At 73.3% G+C, this 20,672-nt stretch carries 19 protein-coding genes; 12 read left to right on the forward strand and 7 right to left on the reverse strand.

The window, feature by feature from the left end; translation table 11 throughout:
- Nucleotides 1–289: 289 nt before the first annotated feature.
- The 4 genes from ACF08W_RS34070 to ACF08W_RS34085 are packed head-to-tail and all read right to left on the reverse strand — an operon-like array spanning nucleotide 290 to nucleotide 4,902.
- Nucleotides 290–940: an ATP/GTP-binding protein gene (locus ACF08W_RS34070; protein ID WP_352277123.1), complete on the reverse strand. Its 651-nt coding sequence runs from the start codon at nucleotides 938–940 to the stop codon at nucleotides 290–292.
- The gene (locus ACF08W_RS34075) at nucleotides 921–1,334 is read right to left on the reverse strand and encodes a DUF742 domain-containing protein (RefSeq protein WP_352277121.1); all 414 of its coding nucleotides are present in this window, start codon (nucleotides 1,332–1,334) and stop codon (nucleotides 921–923) included. Before ACF08W_RS34075 ends, ACF08W_RS34070 begins: the two co-directional genes overlap by 20 nt.
- Nucleotides 1,331–1,819 (reverse strand): roadblock/LC7 domain-containing protein, encoded by a 489-nt coding sequence (locus tag ACF08W_RS34080; RefSeq protein ID WP_352277120.1) that lies wholly within the window; start codon nucleotides 1,817–1,819, stop codon nucleotides 1,331–1,333. The genes ACF08W_RS34075 and ACF08W_RS34080 overlap by 4 nt, the downstream gene beginning before the upstream one ends.
- Nucleotides 1,816–4,902, reverse strand: coding sequence for a nitrate- and nitrite sensing domain-containing protein (locus tag ACF08W_RS34085; RefSeq protein WP_392281687.1), 3,087 nt, complete (start codon nucleotides 4,900–4,902; stop codon nucleotides 1,816–1,818). The genes ACF08W_RS34080 and ACF08W_RS34085 overlap by 4 nt, the downstream gene beginning before the upstream one ends.
- Before the next feature lie 365 nt (nucleotides 4,903–5,267).
- On the opposite strand from ACF08W_RS34085, the gene ACF08W_RS34090 reads away from it, so the two are divergent.
- The gene (locus tag ACF08W_RS34090; protein ID WP_392281674.1) at nucleotides 5,268–6,059 is read left to right on the forward strand and encodes a hypothetical protein; all 792 of its coding nucleotides are present in this window, start codon (nucleotides 5,268–5,270) and stop codon (nucleotides 6,057–6,059) included.
- A 73-nt stretch (nucleotides 6,060–6,132) separates the two neighbouring features.
- On the opposite strand, the gene ACF08W_RS34095 is transcribed toward ACF08W_RS34090, so the two are convergent.
- Nucleotides 6,133–6,630, reverse strand: coding sequence for a MarR family winged helix-turn-helix transcriptional regulator (locus ACF08W_RS34095; protein WP_385217649.1), 498 nt, complete (start codon nucleotides 6,628–6,630; stop codon nucleotides 6,133–6,135).
- A 230-nt stretch (nucleotides 6,631–6,860) separates the two neighbouring features.
- Between ACF08W_RS34095 and ACF08W_RS34100 the strand changes: the two genes are divergently transcribed.
- On the forward strand, nucleotides 6,861–7,712 hold the full coding sequence (locus ACF08W_RS34100) for a lysozyme (protein WP_352277117.1): 852 nt from the start codon (nucleotides 6,861–6,863) through the stop codon (nucleotides 7,710–7,712).
- A 313-nt stretch (nucleotides 7,713–8,025) separates the two neighbouring features.
- Nucleotides 8,026–8,706 (forward strand): polysaccharide deacetylase family protein, encoded by a 681-nt coding sequence (locus ACF08W_RS34105; RefSeq protein WP_385217660.1) that lies wholly within the window; start codon nucleotides 8,026–8,028, stop codon nucleotides 8,704–8,706.
- A 185-nt stretch (nucleotides 8,707–8,891) separates the two neighbouring features.
- Here ACF08W_RS34105 and lon read toward each other — a convergent pair whose 3' ends face one another.
- Nucleotides 8,892–11,318, reverse strand: a complete 2,427-nt coding sequence (lon, locus tag ACF08W_RS34110) for an endopeptidase La (RefSeq protein ID WP_392281675.1) — start codon at nucleotides 11,316–11,318, stop codon at nucleotides 8,892–8,894.
- A gap of 139 nt (nucleotides 11,319–11,457) precedes the next feature.
- A complete protein-coding gene (locus tag ACF08W_RS34115; RefSeq protein WP_392281676.1) occupies nucleotides 11,458–12,567 on the reverse strand; it encodes a hypothetical protein in 1,110 nt (369 codons plus the stop codon).
- A gap of 236 nt (nucleotides 12,568–12,803) precedes the next feature.
- On the opposite strand from ACF08W_RS34115, the gene ACF08W_RS34120 reads away from it, so the two are divergent.
- From ACF08W_RS34120 to ACF08W_RS34160, 9 genes are all read left to right on the forward strand, one after another.
- Nucleotides 12,804–13,298 (forward strand): DUF6328 family protein, encoded by a 495-nt coding sequence (locus tag ACF08W_RS34120; protein WP_385217643.1) that lies wholly within the window; start codon nucleotides 12,804–12,806, stop codon nucleotides 13,296–13,298.
- A gap of 183 nt (nucleotides 13,299–13,481) precedes the next feature.
- Nucleotides 13,482–14,084 carry an RNA polymerase sigma factor gene (locus tag ACF08W_RS34125; protein ID WP_392281677.1) on the forward strand — a complete coding sequence of 201 codons (603 nt, stop codon included), beginning with the start codon at nucleotides 13,482–13,484 and terminating at the stop codon, nucleotides 14,082–14,084.
- Nucleotides 14,081–14,974 (forward strand): zf-HC2 domain-containing protein, encoded by an 894-nt coding sequence (locus ACF08W_RS34130; RefSeq protein WP_392281678.1) that lies wholly within the window; start codon nucleotides 14,081–14,083, stop codon nucleotides 14,972–14,974. The genes ACF08W_RS34125 and ACF08W_RS34130 overlap by 4 nt, the downstream gene beginning before the upstream one ends.
- Nucleotides 14,971–15,783 carry an ATP-binding cassette domain-containing protein gene (locus ACF08W_RS34135; protein ID WP_392281679.1) on the forward strand — a complete coding sequence of 271 codons (813 nt, stop codon included), beginning with the start codon at nucleotides 14,971–14,973 and terminating at the stop codon, nucleotides 15,781–15,783. The genes ACF08W_RS34130 and ACF08W_RS34135 overlap by 4 nt, the downstream gene beginning before the upstream one ends.
- Nucleotides 15,780–17,087, forward strand: coding sequence for a hypothetical protein (locus tag ACF08W_RS34140; protein WP_392281680.1), 1,308 nt, complete (start codon nucleotides 15,780–15,782; stop codon nucleotides 17,085–17,087). The genes ACF08W_RS34135 and ACF08W_RS34140 overlap by 4 nt, the downstream gene beginning before the upstream one ends.
- A complete protein-coding gene (locus tag ACF08W_RS34145) occupies nucleotides 17,084–17,686 on the forward strand; it encodes a hypothetical protein (RefSeq protein WP_392281681.1) in 603 nt (200 codons plus the stop codon). The genes ACF08W_RS34140 and ACF08W_RS34145 overlap by 4 nt, the downstream gene beginning before the upstream one ends.
- Nucleotides 17,687–17,759: 73 nt before the next feature.
- Nucleotides 17,760–18,452 (forward strand): spermidine synthase, encoded by a 693-nt coding sequence (locus ACF08W_RS34150; RefSeq protein WP_385217633.1) that lies wholly within the window; start codon nucleotides 17,760–17,762, stop codon nucleotides 18,450–18,452.
- 225 nt (nucleotides 18,453–18,677) lie between these two features.
- Entirely contained in the window at nucleotides 18,678–19,415 is a 738-nt protein-coding gene (locus ACF08W_RS34155) for a response regulator transcription factor (RefSeq protein WP_352277106.1), read from the forward strand.
- The gene (locus ACF08W_RS34160) at nucleotides 19,412–20,488 is read left to right on the forward strand and encodes an ATP-binding protein (RefSeq protein ID WP_352277104.1); all 1,077 of its coding nucleotides are present in this window, start codon (nucleotides 19,412–19,414) and stop codon (nucleotides 20,486–20,488) included. The genes ACF08W_RS34155 and ACF08W_RS34160 overlap by 4 nt, the downstream gene beginning before the upstream one ends.
- Nucleotides 20,489–20,672 lie beyond the last annotated feature (184 nt).

The following is a 20,672-nucleotide window of genomic DNA, read 5'->3' on the forward strand; positions in this document are numbered from 1 at the left end:
CGATACTGGATGTATCGGGGTGACCCCGACAACGCGGCGAGCGTGCGTGCCGGGCGCCGCACGGCAGGCGGCAGTTTGAAGACAGGTCCTAGGGCCTTTCGTTTGGATCATGCCGGGTTCGCGTGCCCCGGCACGCACGCTCGCCGCGTTGTCGTCGGTCGCCGACGCTCCTTCCCCGAGCTCTCGGCTTCGCTCGAGCAGGGGAGACCCCATCCGACTCCCTCCTCCGCCTTGCGATCGCACGCACCGGACCCCGCTCACTGATCCGGCCCGATCCAAACGAAAGTCCCTAGGCGGGGGTGGCGTCGAGGGCGTGGCCGACGAGGGCCAGCAGGGACTCGACGACGGTGATCCGGTTACGCGCGTCCATGATCACAACAGGTACGTGCGGGGCTATGGTCAGGGCCTCCCGTACGTCCTCCGCCTCGTATCCGGGCGTCCCCTCGAAGTGGTTGACGGCCACGATGTAGGGCAGGCCGCAGCTCTCGAAGTAGTCGAGGGCGGGGAAGCAGTCGGCGAGCCGACGGGTGTCGGCCATCACGACCGCGCCGATCGCGCCGCGCACCAGGTCGTCCCACATGAACCAGAAACGTTGCTGCCCGGGGGTGCCGAAGACGTAGAGCACCAGGTCGTCGTCGAGGGTGATCCGGCCGAAGTCCATCGCGACGGTGGTGGTGACCTTCTCGGGCGTGGCGGAGAGGTCGTCGGTCTCCTCGCTGGCCTGGGTCATCATCGCTTCGGTCTTCAGCGGGGTGATCTCGGAGACGGCGCCGACGAAGGTCGTCTTGCCGACGCCGAAGCCGCCCGCGACCACGATCTTCGTGGCGATGGGGGCCCGGGTACGGTCGAGTTGCCAGGCCTGGAGCGATTCCTCTGCCTGGTCCGCTGTGCCCGGCCGGCGCGGGGCGAAGAGCGTCGACTCAGAGACGGCGGAGTCCATTGAGCACCCTTTCGAGCAGTGCGCGGTCGGGCTGGCCGGTGCCGTGACCGGTTCCGTACACGCGGATCTTTCCTTGGTCGGCCAGGTCGCTGAGGAGGACCCGGACCACGCCGAGCGGCATCTTCAGCAGGGCCGAGATCTCCGCGACCGTGCGCATCCGGCGGCAGATCTCGACGATCGCCTGGAGTTCGGGCATGACCCGGGTCGACAGGCTGCCGTTGGTCAGCTCGCGGCGCTCCTCCGGGGCGTCGAGCGCGGCGACGAAGGTCTCGACGAGCAGGACATGCCCGAAGCGGGTGCGGCCGCCGGTGAGGGAGTACGGGCGGACCCGGGCGGGCCTGCGGTCGGCCCCGCGTACGGGGAGCCTGGGCGCGGATTCGGCAGCGGGCTTCACTGGGTGCTCTCCATCGATTTGCGCAGTTCACTGCGGAGTTCGGGGGTGAGTACGTGTCCGGCCCGGCCGACGAAGAGCGCCATGTGGTACGCGATGACGCTCATGTCGCAGTCCGGGGTGGCGTGCACCCCGAGCAGGGATCCGTCGCTGATCGACATGACGAAGACGCTGCCCTCGTCCATGGCGACCATCGTCTGCTTGACGCCACCGCCGTCCATGAGTTTGGCGGCACCGATGGTCAGGCTGCCGATGCCGGAGACGATGGTCGCCAGATCGGCGCTGGAACCCCTGGGGCCGCCGGGGGCCCCGGTGTTCGTGGTGCTCGTGGTGGCCAGATGGCCGGGGTCGGAGGAGAGCAGCATCAGTCCGTCGGACGAGACGACGGTGACCGAGTGGACCCCTGGTACCTCCTCCACCAGATTGCTCAGCAGCCAGTGCAGGTTGCGGGCCTCGGTGCTCAGCCCGATTGTGCTCGGCGCAGTCAACTGCGTGCCTCCTCGACTGTGTCCCCCGTCTCATCGGTCTGGTCGGTCATGCTGCTGCCCGGGCGGGCCGCGTCGCCGTGCTGGTCGGTGGGTGTGCTGTGCGGGGCGGGGTGCCCTTCGGCGATCTCCGCCTCGACGTCCCGGCGGCCGTCCTTCGCGCCCTGGTGGAAGCCGCCGAGCCGTCGGCGCAGCGCCTCCTTGTCCAGGTTCCCCTTGCGCTCGGTGGTGGCCGCCGCGGCGGGCTTGGTGATGCGGGGGGTGCGCTTGGGCAGCCCCTTGTCGGTGACGCGCCCGGCGGGAGCGGCGGGCTCCGCCTCTGCGGCGGGGGCGGCTTCCGCGGGCGACTGGGTGCGCTGCTCCGGGATGCGGTCCCGGGGCTGGTCGGGCGTCCGCTCGTGACGGTCGGGGCCGATGGCGTACGGGTCCGCCGCCTCGGGCCGCGGGGAGCCGGCGGGCTTCGGTACGACGGGGAGGCGGACCTGGAGGGTGACCTCGGACTCCGACTCGGCCGGGGCCGGGGCCGGGGCCTTCGGGGCCGGGGACGGCTCGGCGGCTGCCGGGGCCGGTACGGAGTCGGCGCCCGACGCCCGGATCGCCCGCTCGGCGGCGGCGATCAGCGGGTCCTCGGCGGGCCGCTTCCCGGACGGCTGCCGCTCCTCGGACGACTGCGGCTCCTCTGCCAACGGCCGCTCCTCGACGGACGACCGGGCCTCGGAGGACGGCCGCGCCTCGGCGGGCCGCGGTTCCGGTGCGGTCGCGGCCGCGGTCGGCTCCTCGTCGCCGGACGACGGCTGCGGCTCGCCGGACGACAGCTCCGGCTCCGGCTCGGTCGACGGCGTACGGGCGGGCAGCGCGTTGGAGTTGGCCTCGGCGACCGAGCCCGGGAGGTTCAGCGTGGGCGCGGAAGCGGAGGACTTCGCCGGGGGCGGGGTGACGGCCGGCGGCGCTTCCGGCAGCAGGGCCTTGGGCAGGACGACGACGGCGGTGAGCCCGCTGCCGGTGTGCTCGCGCAGCTCGACGCGTACGCCGTGCCGGGCCGCCAGCAGCGCGGTGACCTGGAGGCCGAGCCCGGCCCCCTCCGTGCTCCGGTCGCCCGCCTCGAACAGGGTCGGGTCGGCCAGCCGGGCGTTCAGCTCCGTCATCCGCGCCGCGGGCATCCCGAGGCCGTCGTCCTGCACGGAGAGCATCACCTCACCGCTCTCCAGCAGCCAGCCGGAGAGCTGGATCCGGGACTCCGGCGGCGAGAAGGCGGTGGCGTTCTCCAGCAGCTCGGCGAGCAGGTGGCTGAGGTCGTCGGCGGCGAAGCCGGCGACCTGGGCGTGCGGCGGCAGGGCCTGGATGACGACCCGCTCGTACCGCTCGATCTCGGAGACCGCCGCGCGTGCCACGTCGACCAGCGGGATCGGCCCGGCGTGCCCGTGGCCGTGCTCGGCGCCCGCGAGGACCAGCATGTTCTCGCTGTGCCTGCGCATGACGGTGGCCATGTGGTCGAGCTTGAAGAGGGTGGCCAGCCGCTCCGGGTCCTGCTCCCGGTCCTCCAGGCCCTCGATGACACCGAGCTGACGGTCGACCAGGCCGAGGGTGCGCAGCGAGAGGTTGACGAAGGTGTGGTGGACGGTGTTCTTCAGCTGCTCCAGCTCGGCCGTGAGCTCCGCGGTCGCGGTCTGGAGCTCGGCGCGCTGGGCGGCGAGGGCCTCGCGCCCGGCGGCCAGCTCGCCGCGCTCGCCCTCCAGCTCCGCGAAGCGGCCGTTGAACTGGGTCAGGAGCCCCCGGAGCCTCGCGTGCAGGCTGTTGAGGGACCGTACGACCTGGGCGTACTCGTCGTTGCGGCCGGTGTAGCGGACCGGCTCGGCGGTCTCGGGCTCCGTGGCGAGCCGGGCGGCGCCGATCCGCAGCACGGCGAGCGGCTGGGTGAGGGTGCGGGCCACGGCGGTGGAGACGCCGACGGCGATCAGCAGGCAGCCGCCGAGCAGCGCGATGCGCAGTTCGAGCGCGGTGACGTCGTCGTCGCGCAGCTGCTCCAGTCGGCCGATCCGCTCGGTGCCGAGGGCCGATTCGACGCTCCGCATCCGGTCGATCCGCGCGGAGAGCGCCGCCCCGGCCTTCTTCCGGCTGGTGGCGCGGCCGCTCTCGGACAGTTCGGGGCGGGCGGTGAGCTTGTTGAGGTACTTCTCCGCGCCGGCGACCTCCGGGCCGGTGACCGTGGACGCCAGCTTGTCGCGGGCGGTGGCTCCCGCGACCTGGTCGAAGTCGGCGAGCGCGCCGAGCTCGCGGACGCGGGCGAGCTGGGCCGCGGCGCTCAGCTCGTCGCGGGTGCGGTCGTCCTTGGCGCTCGCGCCGTCCTGCGTCTGGACCGGCAGCCCGGTCGCCGGGTCGATCGTGCTCGAACCGTTCTGCACCGGCAGCCCGGTCACCGGGTCGATCTGCGGGGTGGGGGCCCCGCCGGGCACCGAGAGCGCGGCGAGCAGCAGCCCCCGGGTGGCGGCGGCCTGTTCGGTGGCGCGGGCCAGGGCGAGCGAGGCACGGGTGGCCCCGGCGGCGCGCGGCGGGGTCTTCTCCGTCAGCTCCTCGGCGAGGGCCTGGAGCTTTCCGATGATCTCGGAGTACGCCTGGTGGGCCTCCAGCGCCGTGCCCTTGCCGGTGAGCGCCTCGCGGCGCAGGGAGGGGATGCCGGCGAGGTCGCGGCGGAGCGCGGCGGGGGCGGCGGCCCGGATCTCCTCGACCCGCTGGTCGACCCGGGTGCTCCGGGCGTCGTCCGCGCCGGTCTTCCCGTCCCGGCCCGCGGCGATCCTGGCGGTGACGTCGTCGCGCTCGTCCGCCAGCGCGTGGGCAAGGGCGACGGCCTGCTGGTTCAGCTCGGCGAGGGTGACCAGGCGCTGCGAGTCGTTCAGCTCGGCGGAGGCGGTGAGAACCATGGGAGCACCGGCCGCGATGACGGTGACCCCGACCACCGCGACTCCGGCGACCAGCCTGCTCCGCACCCGTACGGGACGCCGGGTGCTCCCGCTCTCGGCGGGGGCCGGTGACACCGCCCCGGAACCGTTCCGCTCTTCGCCCTTGCTCCGAGGCCGCTTCTTCTGCACCGGTGCTCGCATTCTTGACTCGTCCGCCCATGAAGCAGAGGTGACGCACGGTCACACGCGCGGGCGTCCCTTCCCACTGGTACGGCTTCCGACCATTCCAGCGCTGTTGGGAGGGGGACACGCAACGACCACTCCACCACCTGAAGGAGTGAACATCACTCCCGAGTTGGCGAACAAGTCTGCCCGGACAGGGCCTCGGCCACACCCGGTCCGCCGGGTGGAACTTCCGCCCGGGCTTTGGCAGGATGCCCGCCCGCACGCCCCACGGAGGCCGCCCTTCCGCTCCCTCACCGGCCGGAAGCCGCAGGTTCAGGCCAATCACACGGGAGTGCGGAGGGCGTGAAGGCGTCGTGCAGACTGGCCGCATGCTCTTCGCGCTGGCCACGGCCCCCGGAAGTCCCGAACACCCGAACGAGGACTGGGCGGCCACCGCTCTCCCCGCTTCCGGGTGGGGCGGGGCGCTGGTCCTGCTGGACGGGGTGACGCCGCCGCGGGGCGACGACGGTTGTGTGCATTCGGTTCCGTGGTTCACGGCCCGGCTGGGCGGCGCGCTGATCGAACTGTCCGGTTCGCGGCGGGATCTGACCCTTCAGGAGATCCTCGCCCTGTCCATAGGGCGCACCGCCGACACGCACCGTTCCCTGTGTGACCTTTCTCACGTACGTACCCCGCAGGCGACGGTCGTCATGGCCCGGTGGGACGAGCGCGAGATCGAGCACCTGGTGCTCTCCGACTCCGTGCTGCTGCTCGGGCTGCGCGACGGGAGCGTACGCCCGGTGCTCGACGACCGGCTGGACCGGCTGCCGCCCGGCTCGCTGAGCTCCGTGGCGTTCACCGACACCCGGCTGCGCAACAAGGAGGGCGGCTTCTTCACCGCGGCCGCCGACCCCGCCGTGGCCTCGCGTGCGGTGACCGGCCGCACCCCGCTCGACCAGGTGCGGGCGATCGCCGCGCTGACGGACGGGGCGGCCCGCTGGACCGAGGTGTTCCGCGCGGGCGACTGGGCGGACTGCCTGAAGGTGCTCGACGACGAGGGGCCGCAGTCGCTGATCGACCGGGTCAGGGTGCTGGAGGAGGCGGACGCGGGGGCCGGGCGGGCGCTGCTGGGTCGCGGCAAGACGCACGACGACGCGACGGCGGTCCACGCGGTGCTGTGACGGGGCGTCCGGGCGCCCGCCCTCGCGCTCCGGGGGCCGCCCCCGAGGCCGTACGCCCTCCGGCCCCGGGGCGTCAGTTCTCGGCGCGGGCGTTCAAGTGGTGGAGCAGCCGGGCGAGTTCGGCCACCTCGGCGCGGTCCCAGTCGGCGAGCTTGCGGACGTAGCGCTCGCGGCGGGCGTCGCGGACGCTGCGGTAGCGGTCCAGCCCTTCGGCGGTGAGGCGGACGAGGAAGGCCCGGCCGTCGGCGGGATCGGGTTCGCGGATCACCAGCCCGAGCGTTTCCAGGGCGCGGAGTTGACGGCTCATGGTCGCCTTGCCCACCCCGAAGTAGGCCGCGAGGTCGGTGGCCCGCTGCGGCCCCGCCGACTCCAACTGGACGAGCAGGCCGTACGCGGCGGATTCCAGGTCGGGGTGGACCTCCCGGGCCATCTCCCCCGAATTGGCGCGGGCCCGGCGCAGAAAGACGGCCAACTCCCGTTCCAGCGCGAGGAATGCGTGGTCCACACCACTCCTTCCGGTCGCGCCCGGTTCACTACCGCTTTCGCTCCCGTGCACGTCAACACCCCTCATGAGCTTTCCGGTCGCTGAAAATTTCTTTCACCGCAGGTCATCACCGCAGCTTGCGCCAGTATTTCGCAGGAGTAGACCAACGGCGGCGCCCGGACCCCCTTCCCCAGCACGGGTCTACGTGCGTAGCGTCATGCCTGGCATGTTCACACCATTACATGCCCGCAGGGGGGTGTGCCCCACGTCCCCCTGGGATCAGCGCGTCCCCCCACCACGTCCTCGGAGGCACTCCCATGCCGGTGCTCAGATCCACTGCCAGGTCCTCCCGCCGCTCCCGTTTCGCGGCGGCCGGAACACTCCTCGCAGCGCTCTCCCTCATGCTCACCCTGCCCGGCGCGGCGAGCGCCGCCGACACCGACGCCGCGGCCGCCAAGAAGCCCGCCAGGGGCACCGCCACGATGGGCATGGGCGTCATAGCCCACGACGGCGAGGCCGGACTCCCCCGCGACACCCGCGCCGTCCAGACCGAAGGCGTGGACGTCGCCAGCTACCAGGGCAACGTCGCCTGGTCGACGCTCTGGGGCAGCGGCGTGAAGTGGGCCTACACCAAGGCCACGGAGGGCACGTACTACACGAACCCCTACTTCGCGCAGCAGTACAACGGCTCGTACAACGTGGGCATGATCCGGGGTTCGTACCACTTCGCCACCCCGAACACCACGAGCGGCGCCACCCAGGCCAACTACTTCGTGGACCACGGCGGCGGCTGGTCCAGGGACGGCAAGACGCTCCCCGGCGTGCTCGACATCGAGTGGAACCCGTACGGCGCCCAGTGCTACGGCCTGAGCCAGGCCGGCATGGTCAACTGGATCCGCGACTTCGTGAACACGTACAAGGCGCGCACCGGCCGCGACGCGGTCATCTACACCGCGACCAGCTGGTGGAAGGACTGCACTGGCAACAACGCGAGCTTCGGCGCCACCAACCCGCTCTGGGTGGCCCGGTACGCCAGCACCGTCGGCGAGCTCCCGGCCGGCTGGGGCTTCTACACGATCTGGCAGTACACCTCGTCCGGCCCGTACGTCGGTGACCACAACCGCTTCAACGGCGCCCTCGACCGCGTACAGGCCCTCGCCAACGGCTGAGCCTCCCCCGGACGCGCATCCTCCCCGCGTACACCGCAGTGCCCCGGCGCGCCCCGCCGGGGCACTGCGCGTACCGCGTTCCGTACGCCTCCGAACAGGGATTTCGTCCCCCGGAGCGGTGATTGACCCCGACGTTCGTTGACGTATACACGCTGTGTATAGTCCTCCTCCGGCGCACCCGGCACACCGCGCCGCGCGCATCTGTTCAGCCACGGAGGAGTGACCCGCCTTGCCCAAGAAGACGAAGCCGATCGGTAAGGGGTTGACCGCGGCCCTGGTGACGGCGCTCACGCTGACCCTGGGCGGCTGTGCGATGCAGACCACGGCTCCGGCCTCGGCGCGCGCCGACGCGGGCTCCGACGCGAAGGGCACCTTCGGCCCGGTGGACTGCCGCAAGGCCAAGTGCATAGCGCTGACCTTCGACGCCGGACCGGGCGAGGACACCCCGCGTCTGCTGGACATCCTCAAGGAGAAGAAGGTGCACGCAACCTTCTTCCTGCTCGGCAAGAACCACGTGAAGAAGCACCCCGACACGGTGCGCCGGATCGCCGCCGAGGGCCACGAGGTGGCCAACCACACCTGGACCCACAAGATCCTCACGGACCGCGACCCGGCCGACATACGCGCCGAGCTGAAGAAGACGCAGGACGCCATCACGGAGATAACCGGCAAGCAGCCCCGGCTGATGCGCCCGCCGCAGGGCCGCACCGACGACATCGTCTCGGACGTCAGCAAGGACCTGGGCCTCTCCCAGATCCTGTGGAGCGCCACCGCCAAGGACTACTCCACGACCGACTCCGCGCTGATCAGGAAGCGGATACTCGACCAGGCGAGCCGGGACGGCGTCATCCTGCTGCACGACATCTACAAGGGCACGGTCCCCGCGGTGCCGGGCATCATCGACGCGCTGCAGAAGCAGGGCTACACCTTCGTGACGGTGCCGCAGCTGATGGCCCCCGCCGAGCCGGTCCCGGGCACCATCTACCGCCCCTGACCTCCCGGTTCCACGACGACGCGACCCCCGGCACCCCGGCACCCCGGCGCCGGGGGTCGCGTCGTCACGGACGGGTCAGCCGCCGCGCACGGGCACGCGGTACGGCCCGCTCCCCCGGGGTTCCCGGGAGGCGGGCCGTCCGTACCGGTCACGCGCGCGGCGCCACGTCCGTCACGCCGTGCCGCTCACGCCGCGACCGGGATCTCCTCCCGCGCCGGGGCCTCGGCCGGGGCCAGGGCGATCTCCAGGACCTGGCGGACGTCGGTCACCGGGTGGACCTCCAGGGTGTCCAGCACCTCGGCGGGGACGTCGTCCAGGTCGGCCTCGTTCCGCTTCGGGATGACCACGGTGGTGATCCCGGCCCGGTGGGCGGCGAGCAGCTTCTGCTTGAGGCCGCCGATCGGCAGCACCCGCCCGGTCAGCGAGACCTCACCGGTCATCGCCACGTCCGTACGGACCAGCCGCCCGGAGAGCAGCGAGGCCAGCGCGGTCGTCATGGTGATGCCGGCGCTCGGGCCGTCCTTGGGCACCGCGCCCGCCGGGAAGTGGATGTGCACGCCCCGGTCCTTCAGGTCCGCGACCGGCAGTTCCAGCTCCGCCCCGTGCGAGCGCAGGAAGCTCAGCGCGATCTGCGCGGACTCCTTCATGACGTCGCCGAGCTGACCGGTGAGGGTCAGTCCGGAGGCCCCGGTCTCCGGGTCGGCCAGCGAGGCCTCCACGTAGAGCACGTCGCCGCCGGCCCCGGTGACCGCGAGCCCGGTCGCCACCCCCGGCACCGAGGTCCGGCGCTCGGCCGGGTCCTGGGCCGACTCCGGGACGTGGTGCGGGCGCCCGATCAGGCCCCGCAGGTCCGCGTCGGTGACGGTGAACGGAAGCTCCCGGTCGCCCAGTTCGTGCTGGGCCGCGACCTTGCGGAGCAGCCGGGCGACGGCCCGCTCCAGGTTCCGGACCCCGGCCTCCCGCGTGTACTCGCCGGCCAGCCTGCGCAGCGCGGACTCGTCGAGCGTGACCTCGTCCGCCGCCAGTCCGGCCCGCTCCAGCTGGCGCGGGAGCAGGTGGTCGCGGGCGATGACGACCTTCTCGTCCTCGGTGTAGCCGTCGAGCCGGACCAGTTCCATGCGGTCGAGCAGGGCCTCCGGGATGGCTTCGAGCACGTTGGCGGTGGCCAGGAAGACGACGTCGCTGAGGTCGAGCTCGACCTCCAGGTAGTGGTCGCGGAAGGTGTGGTTCTGCGCCGGGTCGAGGACTTCGAGGAGGGCGGCGGCCGGGTCGCCCCGGAAGTCGGAGCCGACCTTGTCGATCTCGTCGAGCAGGACGACCGGGTTCATCGAACCGGCCTCCTTGATCGCCCGCACGATGCGTCCGGGCAGAGCACCGACGTACGTACGCCGGTGGCCGCGGATCTCGGCCTCGTCCCGCACCCCGCCCAGGGCGACGCGGACGAACTTGCGGCCCATGGCGTGCGCGACGGATTCGCCGAGCGAGGTCTTGCCGACACCGGGCGGCCCCACCAGCGCCAGTACGGCGCCGCCGCGCCGCCCGCCGACGACCCCGAGGCCGCGGTCGGAGCGCCGCTTGCGCACGGCCAGGTACTCGGTGATCCGCTCCTTCACGTCCTGGAGCCCGGCGTGCTCGGCGTCCAGGACCCGCTGGGCGCCCCGGATGTCGTAGGCGTCCTCGGTCCGCTCGGTCCAGGGAAGTTCGAGGACGGTGTCGAGCCAGGTCCTGATCCAGGAGCCCTCGGGGCTCTGGTCGGAGGCCCGCTCCAGCTTCTCGACCTCCTTCAGCGCCGCCTCACGGACGTGCTCGGGCAGGTCGGCGGCCTCGACGCGGGCCCGGTAGTCGTCGGACTCGTCGCCGGAACCGGACTCGCCGTTGAGCTCGGCGAGCTCCTTGCGTACGGCGTCGAGCTGGCGGCGCAGCAAAAACTCGCGCTGCTGCTTGTCGACGCCCTCCTGGACGTCCTTGGCGATGGACTCGGCGACGTCCTGCTCGGCGAGGTGCTCGCCGAGCCACTGGATGGCGAGCTTCAGCCGGGCGACCGGGTCGGTCGTCTCCAGGAGCCGCACCTTCTGGGCGGTGGTGAGGAACGGGGAGTAACCGGAGTTGTCGGCGAGCGCGGAGATGTCCTCGATCTGCTGGACCCGGTCCACGACCTGCCAGGCGCCGCGCTTCTTCAGCCAGCTGGTGGCGAGCGCCTTGTACTCCTTGACCAGCTCGGCGGCGGCGCCCGGCAGCGGGTCGGGGACGACCGGGTCGACCCGGGTCCCCTCCACCCAGAGCGCGGCGCCCGGACCGCTGGTCCCGGCCCCGATCCGCACCCGGCCCCGGCCGCGGATCAGCGCGCCCGGGTCTCCGTCCGAGAGCCGCCCGACCTGCTCGACGGTGCCGATGACACCGGTACCGGCGTACGTACCGTCGATCCGCGGCACGAGCAGCACCTCGGGCTTGCCCCCATCGGCCCGGACCGCCGCCTGCGCGGCCTCGACGGCGCCCCGCACCTCCGCGTCGGACAGGTCCAGAGGCACCACCATCCCGGGCAGCACGACCTCGTCGTCGAGCGGCAGCACGGGCAGGGCGAGCGGAGTAACCGCGGTGGAATCGGTAGCCATGATCTCCCCTTCGGCAGTCAAGTTGAGCTATGCAGACTCAATGCTCCTGAGCCGCCCATTGTTCCCAGGGATGTGTTCGCTCTGAGCGATCACCCGGAAGCGCTCCCGGACCGGAAGGAACGCCCTGGAACTACTGCAACTAGAAGATGTGGGCCCAGGCGTCCTGCCCGAAGTTCTCCAGGATCGCGCGCAGCCACGGGGCACGGGCGGCCGGCAACCGGGCCAGGGTGTGCCGGAACACTTCTCGGTCGGCCCAGAAAGGGCGGTTCGGGAGCAGGGGGGGCGGGTCGTCACGGAGCACGTCCCGGGGGATACGCCCCGACGCGGGAACCGGCGGGTACGGCCGGGGAGAGGCCAGCCACAACCACACCCCGAGCGGCAGGGGCACCGGATACGCCGACGCGGCCGGGCCGGGCGGGCTCCAGGTCCGGCCCGTCCGGGGATGGACCGGTACGAGGAGGATGTCGTCACCCTCGCCCGGGAAGGGCCGCCCCGGCCCGGCCAGGACGGCACGCCGCTCCGGGAGGCCCGTCGGCAGCAGGGCGTCCAGCCCGCGCTGGAACACGTCCGCGGCCAGACCGCCCGGGACCCGCACCGGCCGCCCCCGGGAGGCGACCAGCAGGTGGGCGAGCGCCCGGCCGGCCGCCGCCTCCCACCGCGGGCTCCACGACCAGTAGTGGCCCGTCCCCAACGGTCCGCCCCACGTGGCGATCGGCTCGAACGGGGGCATGCCCTCCCCTTCTTCCACCAGTTCCGCCCAGGAGAGGGGCGTGGGAGGAACACCGCCGCCAGGGGTGCGGCGCACGGCGTCCGGGTCGAGTCGCACCGCCTGCCAGAGCGAGCAGTCGTCGAGCCTGGTCGCCACGGGCAGGTCGCACGCCAGGCAGGCCATGTTGGGCCCGTCCGCACCGTCGAGGCCGCAGCAGGAAGAACCGACGCGCTCCTCGGGAATCAGCCGGGTTCCACGGATGTCGCCGGGCGCGACGACGCTCTCGCCGGGCGGATCGTCGGACAGGGAGCGGACCGGCGCGTAGATACCGCGCGCCTCCGCCTCGACCGGATCGATCCCGCCCCACCTCCGCCACGGCCCCCTCCACGGGTCCGGGTCCACGGCGAACGTCCCGGACTCCATGAGCACCGGGAGCTGGGCGCCGTTCCCGTACACCTGGCGGGCATGGACCGGCAGGGAAACCTGGAACAGCGGGACGGTCAGCTCGGCACCGCATCCCGCACACACAAAAACGAACAAACGTCCTCCGTCTGGGTAACCACCCCATCGTCGCAGCCCGTTGGCGGCCAGCCACTCAGGAGGGAGCCCTCCGCCCGAGGCGGTTCCGCCACAACCGCCCGGGAGACGAGGGACGGACACCGGGATCCTCCTCGCACCGGACTACCCGCACGGAGCCCCCGCGACCGCGCCGGGTGCTGCCCCTCCCAGCTGGGCAGCGGTGGCGCGGCCGGGGCGTGGGGGAAAAAATGGGGCCCATGTCGCACATCTCGCGGAGATCCGCGGCCGCGTCCCCTCATGGTGAGGAGACGCCTGCGGAGCGCGCCGACCGCAATCTGGTCGAGCTGCTCCAGGAGCTGCGGGTCGTGCAGACGGGGGTGCAGATCGTCTTCGCGTTCCTGCTCGGTGTGGCGTTCACCAACCGGTTCCCGGATCTCGACAGCTACGAGCGCGCCACGTACGTGGTGACGCTGCTGCTCACCGTGGTCTCCTCGGCCGTGCTGGCGACCCCGGTCGCCCTGCACCGGGGGATGTTCCACCGGGGTGTCAAGTCCCGGATCGTCGCCCTGTCGGCGCAGTTCGCGCAAGTCGGTCTGGTCTTCCTCGCCCTCGCGCTCAACGGGGCCGTTCTCCTGCTGATGACGGTGGTCCTCGGCCGGGTCGCCGGCATCGCGATCACGGCCGCCACCCTCTGCCTCTTCATCGTCCTGTGGTTCATCCTCCCGAAGGCGCTGCTCCGCCCGTCTCCGTGAGCCGGGCCGGGCGCCCCGCCGTGGCCCCGGCGAGAATCCGCTGGGGCCACGGCGGGGCGACGGGCACAGTGCGTGCATCGTCGAGGACCTGGCCCCTGGCTGGCGGCCGAGTACCGCGCGGTGCACGGGGAGAAGGCGCCGCGCCCGTGAACCGGCGGGCGGGCCCCGCCCGATAGAAGAGGTGTGAAGCTGTTGCGCCCCTCGGGGGAGGACCCGGACGACAAGGCCCTGCTGCGCGCCGTCGCGCAGGGGGACGCGCAGGCCCTGGCCGCGCTGTACGACCGGCACGCGGGCTGGCTGCTGGCCCGGCTGGAGCGGCGGTGCGGGGACGACGAGACCGTGCGGGAGGTCCTTCAGGACACCTTCCTGACGGTCTGGCGGTCCGCCGGATCGCATCGCGGCACCCGGGTCGGCGGCTGGCTCTGGGTGATCGCCTCGCGCCGGCTGGTCGACGCGCAGCGGGTGCACGCCCGCAGCGACCTCGCCGCGCGCGCCGAACGGGCCGGAAGCGGCGACCGGGCCGCGACCGCGCCCTCCGCCGAGGAGCGGGTGCTCGCCGAACTGGAGTACGGGGACGTCGGCGCCGCGCTCGACCGGATCTCCCCCGAGCTGCGCGAGGTCCTGCGCGCCACGGTCGTCGACGGGCTGAGCACCCGCGAGACGGCCCGGCTCCTCGGCATCCCCGAGGGCACGGTCAAGACCAGGGCGATGCGGGCCAGACGTGAGCTGCGCGCCGCGCTGGAGCTCTCGTTCCCGGAGGCCGGACCGCTGGGAGGAACGGCATGACCACGACGGGAGGCGGCGGTGTGCGCCGCTGGCACGTGAGCGAGGAGCTGGCCGGGCGGTACGCCGCCGGGCCGCTGCCGGAGGCGGACGCCTGGTCGGTGGAGAAGCACACGGAGGCGTGCGACGACTGCGCGGTGCTGGTCTCCGCGGCGGTACGGGCCGTCCGGCCGGGGGCCGGGCCGGTGCTCGACGCGGTGCGCGCACAGCTGCTGGCGGCGGTGGCGGCCGAGGGGGCGGCACGGGACGGAGCCTCGGCCGGGGTGCCCCGTCCGGCCGTCCGCACCGGGCGGCTGCTGTGGGCCGCCGGGCCCGCGCTGCGCGGTGCGTGGCTGTCGGCGCTGGTGCTGGTGACCGTCGGCGCCCTCGCGCTGGCGTACGGGGCGGGGGCCGGGGAGACGGTGCGCCCACTGCTGCTCGTCGTCGCGCCGGTGCTGCCGCTCGCCGGGGTCGCCCTCTCGTACGGCAGGCATGCGGACCCGATGCACGAGATCACGGCGGCCGCCCCGTCCGGGGGGCTGCGGCTGCTGCTGACCAGGACGGTGGCCGTCCTCGCCGTGAGCGTTCCGGTGCTCACCCTCGCCGGGGCGGCGCTGCCCCGGTCCGCCGGGGGGCCGGGCGCGGCGCTCTGGCTGCTGCCCGGTCTGGCGATGACGCTGGCGGCGCTCGCCCTCGGCTCGTACGTCGGCTGCCGTGCCGGTGCCGGGGCCGTCGCCGCGGTGTGGGCGGCCGTCGCCGTGGGGCCCGCCACCACGTCGCCCCTGGCGCCTGCCGAGGCCGTGCGGTACTTCACGGGGCCCGGCGCGCAGGGCTGCTGGGCGGTGGGCGCCCTGGTGTGCGCCGTGCTGCTGGCCCTGCGCCGTAGATCCTTCGACCATCTGGAGACAGCGTGAGCACGGGTACGGGCAGGGACGGAACCGGGAACATACCCGCGGTCGTGGCCGATGGGCTGACCGTCCGGCACCGCCGGACGACCGCGCTGGACGCCGTCGACCTCGACTTCGCGCCCGGCGTGCACGGGCTGCTCGGGCCGAACGGGGCCGGCAAGACCTCGCTGATCCGGGTGCTCGCCACCGTCGCCGCGCCTTCCGGCGGCCGGGTGGAGCTGCTCGGCCGCGAGGTCGGGTCCGGGGCGGACCACCGCGACCGGGCGGCGGTCCGGCGGCGGCTGGGCTATCTGCCGCAGGAGTTCGGCTACTACCCGGGCTTCACGGTCCGCGAGTTCGTCTCCTACGTGGCCTGGCTGAAGGAGATGGACGCGGCGGCGGTCCCGGCGGCCGTGGCGCGGGCCGTGGACCGGGTGGGGCTCGGGGACCTGATCGACGCCCGGGTGAAGACCCTGTCGGGCGGGATGGTGCGGCGCGTCGGCATCGCCCAGGCGATCGTCAACGATCCGGAGCTGCTGCTGCTCGACGAGCCGACCGCCGGCCTCGACCCGGAGCAGCGGGTCGCGTTCCGGGCACTGCTGCGGGAGCTGGGCTCCGCCGGCACCGTGATCGTCTCGACCCATCTGGTCGAAGACGTCGCCGCGGCCTGTACGGAGGTCACGCTGATCGAGGCGGGCCGGATCGCGTACCGGGGCACGGCACGGGAACTGTCGGAGCTGGGCGGGTCCGGGGCGCGGCCGGAGGACGGCAGTCCGATCGAGCGCGGCTACACCGCCGCGCTGCGGGCGCACCGGGCGGCGGTGGCGGGCCGATGAGTACGTCCTTCGTGCGCGGTCCGGCCGCCACCGTGCTGCGGGCCGAGCTCCGGCGCGGGATCACCCCGTGGACGGGCCCGGCCGTCGCCGTCTGCCTGCTCGTCCCGATGGGTGCCAAGGCGGCCGAGTGGCAGGGCGGCTGGGCCGAGACCCAGGAAATGCTGCACACGGCGACGGCGCTGCTCGGCATCCCGCTGCTCGCCGCCATCGCCTGCTGGCAGGGCGGCCGGGAGCGCCGCCGGGGCACCGAGGAGCTGCTGCGCTCGGTGGTGCGCGGCCGGCTCGCCCGGGTGGCGGTGGCCGTGGTGCCGCTGATGCTGTGGGCGGCGGCGGGTCAGCTGCTGGCGCTGGGCGCGGCCTTCGCGGCGACGGCCCCGTACGCCGGGCCGGGCGGCGGTCCGTCCCCCGTACTCGCCGGGGTGGATCTCGGCTCTCTGCTGACCGCTGCGCCGGTCGGCTTCGTCGTCGGGCGGCTGGTGCGGTGGCGGCTGGCCGCCCCGGTGCTCGCGGCCGTCTGCTACGTGCTCCTGGGGGCGCCGAGCTATACGCGTTCACCGGCCCGGTACCTGAGCCCCGCCGAGCAGTACGTGCTGCGGGAGGCCGAGCCGGTGTGGTGGTTCGCGCCGTCGTTGCTGGCCTGGACGGGCGGCGTCGCGGCGACCGTGCTGCTGGCGTACGCGGCCCGCCGCCGACTGCTGGCCCTGCTGCCGCTGGTGCTGGCGGTCCTGGCCGGGGCGGTGGTCGTGCAGACGGGCGACGGGCTGCTGCGGCCCGATCCGGCCGGCTCCCGCCGGGTCTGCTCGGCGCCGGACGCGGGGACGCCGCAGCTCTGCGTACCGGCGTCCCTGGCCCCGGTGCTGCCCGATGCCACCGAGGCGCTGACTGAGGTGTTCGCCCGGCTGGACGGGGTCGAGGGGGCGCCCGCCCGCTACGTGGCCGGCGGGGCCCGGCCGAGGAGGACGAACGGTGAGGCACCCCTCGGCTACGTGACGCGCGGCTGGGGTTTCCACCGGGACCGGCTGGACGATCCCCGGGAGTTCGCCTACGACACCGTCCTGTCCCTCCTCAACCCCGACTGTCCGGCCGACCGGCGTGGGAAGGACCGGAAGGCGGCCGACCGCGCGGCGTCCACCGAGGACGCGGTGCGCGCCTGGCTGACCGGCGGGAACGCCACCTGGTATCCGAAGGCCCAGCCGTACCTGGCCCGGCTGGAGGCCATGCCGGCCCTGGAGCGCAAGGTCTGGATCGGCCGCTATCTGACCGGCCTGCGGAACTGCGCGCCGAACGGGGTCCCGGTCCTGTGAGCGCGCTGTCCCTCCTCTATCTCCGTTCCCGCGCGCTCCCCGTCACCGCGGCCGCCCTGGCGGGCGTCGTGCTCGTGGCCGCCTGGTCCGCGGACCAGCTCCAGGACCGGCCGCACTTCGACCACACCGCCCGCGCCCCGGTCGTCGTGCTCGCCCCGCTGCTCGCCGCCGCGGCGATCGGCACCGCGCTGCACTCGCACGCCGAGGAGCTGGACCGGACCGCCGCCCGGCGGTGGTGGCCGCTTCTGCTGGCGTACCTGGTGGTGGCGACCGTCCTGGCCGCGGGGGCGTTGGCGGCGGCGGTGCCGGGGCATCCGGAGGCGTTCGGCGCCCCGGCCATGGTGCGTAACGTGCTCGGCTCGACGGGGGTGACCGTGGCGTCCGCCGCCCTGCTCGGCGCCCGGCCCAGCTGGCTGCCGATGACGGTGTACGGGAGCGCCGTCTACCTGGCGGCGCCGAACGAGCCGGGCCGGGCGGCGGCGCTCTGGGCGTGGCCGCTGCAGCCGGGCCCGGAGGCCGGGGCCTGGGCGGTGGCGGTGGCGGCGTACGGGGCCGGGGCCGCGCTGCTCGCGGTGCGCGGGCCGGGCCGGTCCCGGTAACCGGCTGGCCCCGGGCCGTGCCGAGAGGCCAGGATGGCGGGGACCCCCGCCCCCACGACCGGAGAGCCATGCCATGCCCGACTTCGCCCGTACCGATGACTCCTCCCCCGTCACGCTCGACCGCCGGGACGGGCCGTACGGGGAGGTGGTTCTGCGCAGACGGGGGGACGACTTCGAGATCATCGCCAACGGGTGCTTCCTGATGGACACCTCGGACGGCCGGTCCGAGCGGCTGCTGATCGACGCGGCGCTGGCGGCGCTCCCCGCCGACCGGACGGCCCCGTCCGTGCTCATCGGCGGGCTCGGGGTCGGCTTCTCGCTCGCCCGCGCGGCCGCCGAGCCGCGCTGGGGGCGGATCGCCGTCGCCGAACGGGAGCGGGCGATCGTCGACTGGCACCGGGAGGGGCCGCTGTCCGGGATCTCCGGTGCGGCGCTCGCCGACCCCCGGACCGGCATCCTGACGGTCGATCTGGTCGACTATCTGCGCACGACTACCGACCGTTACGACGCCCTGTGCCTGGACATCGACAACGGCCCGGACTGGACCGTCACCGAGGACAACGGCACCCTGTACTCCCCCGCCGGGCTGGCGGCCTGCCGGGAGCGGCTGACACCGGGCGGCGTTCTCGCAGTGTGGTCCGCACAGCCGTCCGCCGACTTCGAACAAGCCCTGCGAAATGCCGGATTCATCAGCGTAAGAACCGAAGAGGTCAGCGTTGCCCGAGGTGTTCCCGACGTGGTGCATCTCGCACTCCGGACACTCTGAGACCCTCCACCAGCCCTCCACGACCCCCCGGCGCCCCGGTGTCCGGGCATCGCGCGACGGCCGGGACGCCACTTCCCCGCAGCCGCAGCGTTACACCCTGCGTAGCCGAGAGCGGGTCGCTGGCTTTACGCTGGCGACCCGTAATCGGGACACTACGAAAATCCACAAGCGAAGACCGTGCGTCCGGGGGAATGGCCCCCGTGAGAACGGGGCAGGGGCGGGGCGATGGAACAGACACACACCACCCAGACCGGTGTCGCGGCCACCCCGGGCGCGCAGCGCCGGGTGCTGGTGGTCGAGGACGACGCCACGATCGTCGAGGCCATCTCCGCCCGGCTGCGGGCCGAGGGCTTCCTCGTGCAGACCGCGCTCGACGGGCCCGCCGCGGTGGACGCGGCCGAGGCGTGGCAGCCCGATCTGATGGTGCTCGACATCATGCTGCCGGGCTTCGACGGCCTGGAGGTCTGCCGCCGGGTGCAGGCCCAGCGCCCGGTGCCGGTGCTGATGCTGACCGCCCGGGACGACGAGACGGACATGCTGGTCGGCCTCGGCGTGGGCGCCGACGACTACATGACCAAGCCGTTCTCGATGCGCGAGCTGGCGGCCCGGGTCCATGTCCTGCTGCGCCGCGTCGAGCGCGCCGCGCTGGCCGCGGTGACCCCGCGCAGCGGCATCCTGCGCCTGGGCGAACTGGAGATCGACCACGCGCAGCGCCGGGTCCGGGTGCGCGCCGACGACGTCCACCTCACGCCGACCGAGTTCGACCTGCTGGTCTGTCTGGCCAACACGCCGCGCGCGGTGCTCTCCCGGGAGCAGCTGCTGGCCGAGGTCTGGGACTGGGCGGACGCCTCCGGCACCCGTACCGTCGACAGCCACATCAAGGCGCTGCGCAGGAAGATCGGCGCCGAGCGCATCCGTACCGTGCACGGTGTGGGATACGCCCTGGAGACGCCGGCTCCATGACCCGGCCCGGCTCCGGCCTGCGTCCCTTCTCGATCAAGGCGAAGATGAGCACGCTCGTCGTGCTCTCGGTCTTCATCACCACCGGTCTGCTGCTGGTGGCGGTGCGCACCAGGACCGAGCTGCGGTTCATCACGGTGTTCTCGGTGATCGCGACCCTGCTGATCACCCAGTTCGTGGCGCACGGGCTGACCGCGCCGCTGGACGAGATGACCACCGTGGCCCGGTCGATCTCGCACGGCGACTACACCCGGCGGGTGCGCGGCGCCGGCCGCCGCGACGAGCTGGGCGACCTGGCCCAGACGATCAACCGCATGGCGGACGACCTGGAGGCGGTGGACCGGCACCGCAAGGAGCTGGTCGCCAACGTCTCGCACGAATTGCGCACCCCCATCGCGGCGTTGAGAGCCGTGCTGGAGAACGTCGTGGACGGGGTGTCCTCGGCCGATCCGGAGACGATGCGCACCGCGCTGAAGCAGACGGAGCGGCTCGGGCGGCTGGTGGAGACGCTGCTGGACCTGTCCCGGCTGGACAACGGCGTGGTGACGCTGAAGGCCGGGCGGTTCGAGGTGTGGCCGTATCTGTCGGGGGTGCTGAAGGAGGCGAATCTCGCCGCCGCGCACCGGGGGCTGGCCTCCGGTTCGGGGAACCACACCCGCAAGGACGTGCACCTGGCGCTCGACGTCTCGCCGCCGGAGCTGACGGCGTACGCCGACGCGGAGCGGCTGCACCAGGTGGTGGCCAATCTGGTCGACAACGCGGTCAAGCACAGCCCGCCGCACGGCCGGGTCCAGGTGCTGGCCCGCCGCGGCCCCGCCCCGGAGTCGCTGGTGCTGGAGATCATGGACGAGGGGCCGGGCATCCCGGAGGCGGAGCGCCACCGGGTCTTCGAGCGGTTCAACCGGGGCGCGGTGCCCTCCCCGCACGGGCCCGGCAGTGACGGCGGCACCGGTCTCGGCCTGGCGATCGCCCGCTGGGCGGTGGACCTGCATGGCGGACGCATCGGGGTGGCCGAATCCGAGCGCGGCTGCCGCATTCAGGTCACTCTTCCGGGGGTACCCCGGCAGCGAGGTTGACATAGGGTTCGAACCGGAGGGACGCGTTCTGCGTGTTCCGTTCCAGGGGGTGCGACCCGAAGGGCCGTAGCCGTGGTTCCGCGTACCCAAAGGGAAGCGGAACCATGCTTGTTTCCCGCCAATTCCTGCACCGAAACCCGCCTTCCAGTGTGACTTGCGCGACGAAGACCGGCCCGGCCTGCGT

It is taken from the genome of Streptomyces sp. NPDC015144 (assembly GCF_043079735.1).
Lineage (GTDB): Bacteria > Actinomycetota > Actinomycetes > Streptomycetales > Streptomycetaceae > Streptomyces.